This is a genomic window from Streptomyces sp. WELS2, assembly GCF_013870595.1.
Lineage (GTDB): Bacteria > Actinomycetota > Actinomycetes > Streptomycetales > Streptomycetaceae > Streptomyces.
Map to the genome: position 1 here is coordinate 1 of NZ_JACBWZ010000310.1, position 6,799 is coordinate 6,799.

5 protein-coding genes and 1 pseudogene are annotated in these 6,799 nt (G+C 74.9%); 3 read left to right on the forward strand and 3 right to left on the reverse strand.

What is annotated here, in order from left to right:
* Positions 1 to 179: helix-turn-helix transcriptional regulator (locus H5J33_RS18720; RefSeq protein WP_181796080.1), on the forward strand; the 179-nt coding region annotated here is incomplete at its 5' end.
* Positions 180 to 191: 12 nt separating this feature from the next.
* Here the strand turns inward: H5J33_RS18720 and H5J33_RS18725 are convergent.
* The 3 genes and pseudogenes from H5J33_RS18725 to H5J33_RS18735 all read right to left on the reverse strand — a co-directional run.
* Positions 192 to 1,805: pseudogene (locus H5J33_RS18725) on the reverse strand (HAD-IC family P-type ATPase); the annotation flags it as partial.
* Positions 1,806 to 2,018: 213 nt separating this feature from the next.
* On the reverse strand, positions 2,019 to 3,200 hold the full coding sequence (locus tag H5J33_RS18730; protein WP_181796082.1) for a serine hydrolase: 1,182 nt from the start codon (positions 3,198 to 3,200) through the stop codon (positions 2,019 to 2,021).
* Entirely contained in the window at positions 3,140 to 4,453 is a 1,314-nt protein-coding gene (locus H5J33_RS18735; protein WP_181796083.1) for a multidrug effflux MFS transporter, read from the reverse strand. The genes H5J33_RS18730 and H5J33_RS18735 overlap by 61 nt, the downstream gene beginning before the upstream one ends.
* A gap of 164 nt (positions 4,454 to 4,617) precedes the next feature.
* Here H5J33_RS18735 and H5J33_RS18740 point away from each other — a divergent pair, with 164 nt between their 5' ends.
* Together H5J33_RS18740 and H5J33_RS18745 are read left to right on the forward strand one after the other, a co-directional pair.
* Positions 4,618 to 5,652 carry a Gfo/Idh/MocA family protein gene (locus H5J33_RS18740; protein ID WP_181796084.1) on the forward strand — a complete coding sequence of 345 codons (1,035 nt, stop codon included), beginning with the start codon at positions 4,618 to 4,620 and terminating at the stop codon, positions 5,650 to 5,652.
* Positions 5,653 to 5,776: 124 nt separating this feature from the next.
* Complete coding sequence (locus tag H5J33_RS18745) at positions 5,777 to 6,535, forward strand: SDR family oxidoreductase (RefSeq protein ID WP_181796085.1); 759 nt, start codon at positions 5,777 to 5,779, stop codon at positions 6,533 to 6,535.
* The last annotated feature ends 264 nt before the right edge of the window (positions 6,536 to 6,799 follow it).

Below are 6,799 nucleotides of genomic sequence, written 5' to 3' on the forward strand. Positions count from 1 at the left end.
GCATCGCCCGGCGCGTCGCACAGGGACTCACCAACCGGGAGGTGGCCCTCAGCCTGTCGGTCAGCACCCGCACCGTCGACTACCACCTGCGCAACGTCTTCGCCGCCCTCGGCGTCCGCTCCCGGATGGAGCTGGCCCGCCTGGTGGAGCAGGCCGGGCGGACCGTGGCCCGGCCCTGAACGCGCCGTGCGTCAGGTGTCCCGGCGCCGCCTCAGCACCGCGAGACCCACCGCGTACGGCACGAGCACCGCGGTGAGCGTGAGGTAGTAGACGGGCGGCGGGGCGGTCAGGCCGAGCGCCGGGCCGAGCGGCGAGGGCGGCACGGCCAGCCCGATGACGGCCAGGGCGAGCGCCGCCCAGGACACCGGCCCGGGACGACGGCCCCGGCCGCCGCCCCGCTCGCCCCGGAGCAGGAACATGACCAGGGCCTGGGTGAGCAGGTTCTCGGTGAACCAGCCGGAGTGGAAGAGCCTCTCGTCGTCTCCGCTCCCCGGACCGGTCGGGACGAACGCGAGCACGCCGAAGGTGGCGAGGTCGGCGACGGCGTTGAGCAGCCCGAAGCCGGTGAGGAAGCGCAGGAGGGCCCGCGGGCGGAGCACGGCCGGCCGGCGCAGCACCGACGGATGCGGCCGGTCGTGGGCGAAGGCGAGCTGGGCCGCGTCGAAGCACAGGTTCTGGGCCAGGACCTGCGAGGGGAGCATCGGCAGGAACGGCAGCAGCAGACCGGCGGAGAGCATCGCCACCACGTTGCCGAGGTTGGAGGACAGCGTGACGCGCAGATACGTGGCGATGTTGCCGCCCGCGTGCCGGCCGGCGGTGATGGCGTGGGCGATCGCGGTGAGGTCTTTCCCGGCGAGCACCACGTCGGCACCCTCCCGGGCCACGTCGGCGGCGTCACGCGGGGCGAGGCCGACGTCGGCGGCGCGCAGGGCGGGCAGGTCGTTGACGCCGTCCCCGAGGAAGCCGACCGTGTGTCCGCCCGCGCGCAGCGCCCGCGTGATCCGTGCCTTGTGTTCCGGCGTGCAGCGGGCGAAGACGGTCGTACGGCGGACCAGGCCGGTCAGTTCGGCGTCGGTGAGGGCGTCGATGTGGCCGGCGGTGAGCACACCGTCCGCGGCGACGGGGACACCGAGGTCGCGGCAGGCGCGCAGGGCGGTGCCCGGGTGGTCGCCGGTGAGCACCTTGACGGTCACGCCCCCGTCCCTCAGGTCCCGCAGCGCGTCGGCGGCCGTGGGCGCGAGCGCGTCCCGCAGGGTGACCAGGCCGCGGAAGACGAGGCCGCGTTCGTCGGCCGGGGTGTAACCGCGGGCGCGGGCCGGGCGTTCGGCGGTGGCGACGGCCAGGACCCGCAGACCCTCGCCGGCCGCTCGGGCGGCCAGGGCCCGGCACCGCTCGCGTTCCGCCTCGTCCAGGGCGCAGCGCTCCAGGACGGAGTGGACGTCCCCCTTGACGACGAGGGTGTGCGCGCCGAGCCGGCCCGGGGTGCGGATCACGGCGGTGGCGAGGCGGCGGACCGGGTCGAACGGAACGGCGGCCACTCCGTCGCAGGCCATCGGCCCGTCCGCGTCCGCCTCCAGGAGCGCCTCGTCCAGGGCGTCGGGCCGGGGCAGATCGGCGAGCTGGAGCGTCCACCACGCATTGACGGCGGCCCAGCGCAGCACCTCGGGATCGTCCCGGCCGTCCACGCCGAGCGACCGGTCGACGGGGGTCCAGCCGGGGAGGGCGTCGGCGAGGGCGGCGAGGGCGGAGCGGACCGCCTCGAAGGTGGCGGGCATGCGGTAGGCGGCGTACGCGGCGACGTCGGCCTGGTCGCGCAGGATCGGCGCGTGGGTGGGGGTGTCGCCGCGGTAGTTGGCGATCAGCCGGTCGACGGCGGCGGCGACCTCCCTGGGGGGCAGGCCGTCCAGCAGTTCGGCCAGGGCCGTGCGGAGGGGGTCGTTCACCCGGTGATTCTATGGCGCCCGGCGCCGGTGCGGGGAAGGCGCCGGTGCCCGGTCGCCGGCCCGTGGGCGGGCGGGTCAGATCACCGCCCTCGCCAGCCTCGTCGCCAAGGCGGCTCGCGGGGTGCTGTCGGGCGGGCGGCGGCGCGGGTGGACCGTGTTGGCCAGGAGGATCAGGAACGTGTCGGTGGCCGGGTCGAGGACCAGGGACGTTCCGGTGAAGCCGGTGTGGCCCGCCGCGCCGCGGCCCGCCAGTTCGCCCATGAACCAGGGCTGGTCCACTACGAAGCCCAGGCCGGGCGGGGTGAACAGCAGCTCCACGTAGTCGGGGCCGAGGATGCGGGCGGGGCCGTAGGAGCCGCCGGCGAGCAGGGCGCGGCAGAAGACGGCCAGGTCGGGCGCGGTGGAGAACAGGCCCGCGTGTCCGGCGACCCCGCCGAGCGCCCAGGCGTTCTCGTCGTGGACCACGCCGCGCAGCATCCCCCGCTCGGCCTTGGCCCACGGCCGCCGCTGGTCCTCGGTGGCCGCGGCGCCGGGGCAGGGCCCGAAGCCGGTGGCGGTCATGCCGAGCGGCCGGGTGATGCCGTCCCGCACCAGGACGTCCAGGGTGCGGCCGGTGATCCGTTCCAGGACGTACTGGAGCAGCAGCATGTTCAGGTCGGAGTACCGGTACACGCCGGGCCGGCCCGTCGGTGCCTCGGCGCGCAGCAGGTCCAGCCGGGACGCGTCGTCCGGGCAGTCGTGCAGCGGCAGTTCCGGACGCAGCCCGGAGGTGTGTGTGAGCAGCTGCCGTACCGTGACGCCGTGTTCGGCGGCGGCGTGGAAGTCGGGCAGGTAGTCGCCGACCCGGGCGTCGATGCCGAGGGTGCCCCGCTCGATCTGCTGCACGGCGGCGACCGACGTGAACAGCTTGGTCAGGGAGGCCAGGTCGAAGCGGGTGTCGAGGGTGGCCGGGATCCGGGCGGATGGCGGCAGCTCGACGCCGGTGCCGGTCGCGGGGTCGTGGCCGGCGTAGCGGACCGCCCAGCCGGCGGCCTCGGCGACGGCGATCACGGGCCCGCGTCCGGCCAGCACGACGGCGCCGGCCGCCCAGGGGCGCTCACCGGCGGTGAGGGCGTGCGCCTCGGCGACCAGGTGCGCGAGCTCGACGGGGTCGAGCCCGGCTCGTTCCGGTGTGCCGGCGCGCAGTCTCGATGCGCTCAGCTCGCGTCTCCCTCCGCGTGCGCACGGGTGGCGCCCCGTGTGGTCCAGGGACGGCACATTCCCACGAAGCAGGCCGCCGCGACCAGTGCTCCGGCCAGCTGGACCACGGCCATGGGCACGGCGGTGTGCTCCCCGGCGACGCCGACGAGCGGGGAGGCCACCGCGCCGACGAGGAAGGAGGAGGTGCCGAGCAGCGCGGAGGCGGAGCCGGCGGCGTGCCGGACGCGCAGCAGGGCGAGGGACTGGGCGTTGGGCAGGGTGATGCCCAACGCGGACATCAGGACGAACAGGGCGGCGGCGACGGGGACCAGTCCGGTCTCGCCGAGGGCGCCGGTGGCCATCAGCAGCAGGGCGGTCGCGGCGAGCGTGATCACCGCCAGGCCGGCCGCGAACACCTTGTCCAGGCCGACCCGGCCGACCAGCAGCTTGCCGTTGATCTGCCCGGCGGTCACCAGGCCGACCGAGTTCAGGCCGAACAGCAGGCTGAAGGTCTGCGGGGAGGCGCCGTAGATCTCCTGGACGACGAACGGGGAGGCCGATATGTAGGCGAACAGCGCGGCGAAGGCGAAGCCGCCGGCGAGCATGTAGCCGGTGAAGGGCGGGTCGGCGAGCAGACCGCGCATGGCGCGCAGGGTCTCCCGCACGCCGCCGCGGTGCCGCTCCCCCGGCGGCAGGGTCTCCGGCAGCCGCAGCCAGACCAGGGCGGTGAGCAGCGCGCCGATCACCGTGAGCACCACGAACACGCCCCGCCACTGCGTCACCCGCAGGATCTGCCCGCCGACGAGCGGCGCCACGATGGGCGCGGCCCCGGAGATCAGCATCAGGGTGGAGAAGAAGCGGGCCATGGCGACACCGTCGTACAGGTCGCGTACGACGGCCCGGGCGATGACCACTCCGGCCGCCCCTGCCAGGCCCTGCACCAGGCGGAACGCGATCAGCGTCTCGACGGTGGGCGCGAGGGCGCACAGGGCGGTGGCGGCCAGGTAGACGACGAGGCCGGCACGGAGCGGGCGGCGGCGCCCCCAGCGGTCGCTGAGCGGGCCGACGATCAGCTGGCCCACCGCGAGTCCGGCCATGCAGGCGGTCAGGGTGAGCTGCACGGTGACGGCGGGGGCGTCCAGGGAGCGGGTGACCTGCGGCAGCGCGGGCAGGTACATGTCCATCGCGAGCGGGGTGGTCGCGGTGAGGGCGCCGAGCAGGAGGGTGACGAGGGGGCCGGTGCGGCCCGGGGTGCCGGCCGGCGGTGGCGCGGCCGCGGAGTGATGGCCGTGGTCCTGTTCCGGCGTCGGTGTCGCCGCGTGCTCCGGCATCTGCCCCTCCCTGTCCGTGCCTTGGGCCCCTCTGCCCTCGGTGCCGCCGGCGCGGATGCCGCCGGCACCGGGTGCCGCGACATCGGTGTCACCGGTCCGACCGGCACCTATGCTCTCAGCTCGGACAGGCTGCCGAGGCACACACGAGCGAGGGCGGGACGGCGATGGCGGAGCGGAACGTGCGGTGGGGGATCCTGGCGACCGGCGGGATCGCGGCGGCGTTCGCGGCGGATCTGGTCGATCTCCCGGACGCGGAGATCACGGCGGTGGCCTCGCGTCGGCGGGAGTCGGCGGAGGCGTTCGCCGAGCGGTTCGGGGCACGGCGGGCGTACGGCGACTGGGAGTCGCTGGCCGCCGACCAGGACGTGGACGTCGTCTACGTCGCCACCCCGCACTCGGCGCACCGGGCGGCGGCCGGGCTGTGCCTGCGGTCGGGCCGGAACGTGCTGTGCGAGAAGCCGTTCACGCTGAACCTGCGCGAGGCGGAGGAACTCGTATCGCTGGCCCGGGAGCACGGCCGCTTCCTGATGGAGGCGATGTGGATGTACTGCAATCCGCTGGTCCGGCGGCTGAGGGCGCTGGTGGCGGACGGGGCGATCGGCGAAGTGCGCACGGTGCAGGCGGACTTCGGGATCTCCGGGCCCTTCCCCGCGACACATCGGCTGCGGGACCCGGCGCTGGGCGGCGGGGCGCTGCTGGACCTGGGGGTGTACCCGGTGGCGTTCGCGCAGCTGCTGCTCGGCGAGCCGGACGGGATCGCCGCGAGCGCGGTGCTCTTGCCCGAGGGCGTCGACCTCCAGACGGGGGCCGTGCTGTCCTGGGAGAGCGGCGCGCTGGCCGCGCTGCACTGCTCGATCACCGGCGGTACGGCGAACACCGCGTCGGTCACCGGCACGCGCGGCCGCATCGACGTGCCGTCCGGGTTCTTCCATCCGGAGCGGTTCGTGCTGCACCGCGAGGGCCGGGACCCGGAGGAGTTCGCCGCCGACCCCGCCGACGGTCCGCGCACCAGCATGCGGCACGAGGCACGCGAGGTCATGCGGGCCCTGCGGGCGGGCGAGAAGGAGTCACCGCTGGTGCCGCTGGAGGGAACGCTCGCGGTGATGCGCACGCTGGACGCGGTACGGGAGCGGGTCGGGGTCCGGTACCCGGGGGACGCGGCACCGGCCACCGGGGCGGTGGGGCCGGTGGGCGCCTAGCCGGTGGCCTCTCGCCGCGGGCGCCCCGCCGGTGGGCGGGGACCTCGGCGCCTGTCCGCGTCGGGTAGCCGTATGGCGGACAGTCGATTCCGTATGGCGGACTCTCCGCCTACGCTGCGGAGTCATGACTGACAGGAACTCGAAGATCGCGGTGGTGACCGGGGCCGGGTCCGGCATCGGGCGGGCCGTCGCCGTGGAGCTGCTGCGCGCCGGCTGGTCCGTGGCGCTGGCCGGCCGGCGCTCCGAGCCGCTGGCGGAGACGGCGGCGCTGGTGCCGGGGGCGGCCTCGCTCGCCGTACCCGCCGACGTGTCCCGACCCGAGGACGTCGACGCGCTGTTCACGGCGGCCGTGGAGCGGTTCGGCCGGGTGGACCTGCTGTTCAACAACGCGGGGACCTTCGGGCCCGGCGGGGTCCCGGTCGAGGAGCTGTCGTACGACGCCTGGCGGCACGTGGTGGACACGAACCTCAACGGGGCGTTCCTGTGCGCGCAGGCGGCCTACCGGCGGATGAAGGAGCAGGATCCGCGGGGCGGCCGGATCATCAACAACGGTTCCATCTCGGCGTACACCCCCCGCCCCCACTCGGTCGCCTACACCGCGACCAAGCACGCGCTGACCGGCCTGACCAAGTCGCTGTCCCTGGACGGGCGGCCGTACGGCATCGCGGTCGGTCAGATCGACATCGGCAACGCGGCGACCGACATGACGGCGCGGATGCAGACGGGTGCCCTCCAGGCGAACGGGGAGGTCACCCCGGAACCGGTGATGGACGTGGCCGATGTGGCGCGTACGGTACGGCACATGGCGGAGCTTCCGCTGGAGGCGAACGTGCAGTTCGCGACGGTACTGGCGACCACGATGCCGTACATCGGGCGGGGCTGAGCCGAGCTGGGGCCGCACGGCGGTATTGCGGCCTGTTGCTGACCTATGCTCAACTTTTCTCCACCGGAGCTTCACAGTTGGGGCACGACGGTTCCGCGGCCATTCCGAGGGGGAGGCGGCGGCCGTTCCACCGGGCCGGAACAGGGGGACACACCTCGCGCCACCGCGGGGCCGGACCGGCCGCTGGAACGGCCGCCGCACAAGCACGCACACGCGCGGCCGCGGGATACGTACGCGGACGCCGGGTACGTACGGTGACTCAGC